Annotated in this window: 2 protein-coding genes; both read right to left on the bottom strand. The window is 64.6% G+C overall.

The annotated features are described in order from the left end of the window. Nucleotides 1–491 (bottom strand): NAD-dependent epimerase/dehydratase family protein (locus tag WBV42_RS07360; RefSeq protein WP_423985448.1); only part of this gene is annotated, 491 nt, incomplete at its 3' end. Nucleotides 492–565: 74 nt separating this feature from the next. Beyond that, nucleotides 566–2,287 carry a thiamine pyrophosphate-binding protein gene (locus tag WBV42_RS07355; protein WP_423985447.1) on the bottom strand — a complete coding sequence of 574 codons (1,722 nt, stop codon included), beginning with the start codon at nt 2,285–2,287 and terminating at the stop codon, nt 566–568. Between the last annotated feature and the right edge of the window lie 294 nt (nt 2,288–2,581).

Genomic DNA, 2,581 nt, shown 5'->3' with positions numbered 1-2,581 from the left:
TTCGCCTGGTGTTCGTTGAACTCCTTGGCCGCGCCGTACAGCGTGTCGGGGTAGACGAGGTCGTACTCGGTCACCCACTCGGTGTCGTAGTTCGTCGGTGGCGCGAACACCGCCGCCGAGGACGCCCACGCGACGCGCTCGACTTGGTCGGAGAGCGTTCGAGCGGCCTCCATGACGTTGTTCGTCCCCAGCACGTTCACTTCGATTCCGGCCCGCGGGTTCTCGCGGGCCGTCGTCGTCAGCAGTCCTGCGAGGTGAACGATGCGGGTCGCGCCCGACTCCTTCACCGCGCGAATCACGTCCGTCGAGTCGGTGATGTCGCCGCGTCGAATTTCCACGTCGTCGGCGATGCCGAGTTTCTCCAAAATTCGCGGGTCGGTCGAAAGGTCGTAGGCAACCACATCGTGGCCCTGTTCGAGCAGTTCTTTCGCGGTGTACGACCCGATGAAACCTGTTCCGCCAGTGACGAGCACCGTCTCGCTTTGCGCCATGTTTTTTTACTCGCTGGATGGCAGGAAAAGGTTTCCTTCCTGTTTTTTCGTGATGGGATGCGGTACGGTCGTCGTTACTCGTGTAGACCGCCGGTTTCGGCGTAGAACGACGACGCCAACTGGTCGGCCATGTCCTCCTCGCGGTCGATTCGCGCGTCGATGACGAACGGCAGGTCGCTTTCCTTGCCTTCCCGAAGTGCGGCGGTCAGTTCGTCCGGCGTCGTGACTCGCGTTCCCTCGGCACCGAAGCCCTCGGCCACTTTCACGAAGTCGGTGTCGTGGAACTCGACGCCCGCGATGTCTCCGTCTTCCTCCTGCATCTGGCGAACCATCCCGAGACTGGTGTCGTTCAGCACGACGAACGTCGGGGCGACCCCGTTTTCGACGGCGATTTCGACGCTGGTCATCGTCATCGTGAAGCCACCGTCGCCCGCGACGCCGATGACGTCCTTGTCCGTGGTGATGGCGGCGCTGACGGCGGCCGGGGCGGACCACCCCATCCCGCCGACGCCGCCCGACCCGAAGTACGTCCGGACGGCGGGCGTCTGGAGGTAGTTCAACAGCCAGAACCGGTTGTTGCCCGAGTCGGCGGTCACGATGGTGTCCTCGTCCACCATCGCCTCGATTTCCTTCACGGCGCGCTGGGGTTTGATGGGCGAGGCGTCGCTCTCGCGCTTTTCGGTGACAAACGACTCCCGAGCCGTTTCCGCCCGTTCGCGTGCCCAATCGTTTTCGGCGCTACCGGCATCGGAAAGCGCCCGGAGGCTCTCCTTCGCGTCGCCGATGAGGCCAACGTCGGCGGGGTACACCCACCCGGCGTTTCGCGTGTCGATGTCGGCGTGGATGATGGTCTGTTCGTCCGGCCGGATGAACGACGGTGCCTGCCAGTTCGTGTCCATCGGGTTCATTCGACATCCGACGACGAGCAGGGCGTCGGCCTCGCTGACGACCCGATTCGCGCCCTCGTGGCCGAACGACCCGATGACGCCCGCCGCGAGGTCGTGGGTCTCCGGAATCACCGACTTGCCCAGATAGGAGGTCGTCACGACCGCGTCGTAGTTCTCCGCAACGCCCCGGAGTTCGTCGTAGGCCCCCGCGGAGTGAACGCCGTTCCCGGCGACGATGACCGGTCGTTCCGCCGATTCGAGTGCTTCCACCGCCGCGGACACGTCTTCGTCCGTCGGCTTCGACTCCCAGTTTCGAACCTGTTCGTCGCTGTCCCAGACGGGAGGAACGGGGTTCTCCGGAACGTCCTGTGTGATCGCGTTCCCGTCGAGGATGACGGCGGTCGGTCCCGACCGTCCCGCCGTCGCGTGTTTGAACGCCAGTTGGACGCTTCGCAGGGTTTCGGTCGGCGTGCGCGGGAACCAGTGTTCCTTCGTCACGCCGTCCAGAATCTTCGGCAGCGAGAGGCCGCCGTAGTCGCCGCGGGACTGCTGATACGGAGCGAGCGTCGAATAGTCGCCGCGCTCGCTCGCCTCCGTCAGGACGACCATCGGCGAGGACGCGAGGCGCGCCTCCATCTGCCCGATGACGCCGAGGCTGCCGATCCACGGCCCTTGCCCGGCCAGCACTGCGGGCTTGCCGTGAATCCTGCCGTACATCTCGGCCATCACGCTCCCCTCGCGTTCGTCGCGCGGCCGAACCACGTCCACGCTCGATTCCGGGAGGTCGTCGAGCAGTTCGATGACGCGCCCGCCCGGATAGCCGAACACATACTCCACGCCCAGCGATTCGAGGACGGAAACCAACGCCTCGCTCGTCGTCTCTCCCCCGCTGTCGTCAGCGCCTGTCATGGTAGTCGAAGCAACCCGCTCCCGTCCCTTCGTTCTGTCGATTGTCACGGTCGTTCCTTTACGTTCCGCATCGGTGAAACGGTGGCACGGCTACAGTTCGGTGCGCCGAGCTATCCTGGAAAATAGGCCGAGTCGGATGCGAGAGCTATCCGTTTCACTCCGTGAAATCCTCGTACGAAATCGCGCCGCTATTTACGATCCGTTGACTCGTTGGCACCTTCCCGTCGGGCGGCATACTTCCCTCGGCCGGTCCTCCCGGGTTCCCGACGACGATGCGTCCGACCATTCCGAGGC

It is taken from the genome of Haladaptatus sp., assembly GCF_049589095.1.
Lineage (GTDB): Archaea > Halobacteriota > Halobacteria > Halobacteriales > Haladaptataceae > Haladaptatus.
The sequence above is the reverse complement of the archived record's forward strand: the minus strand, read 5'-3'. Positions and strand labels throughout refer to the sequence as shown.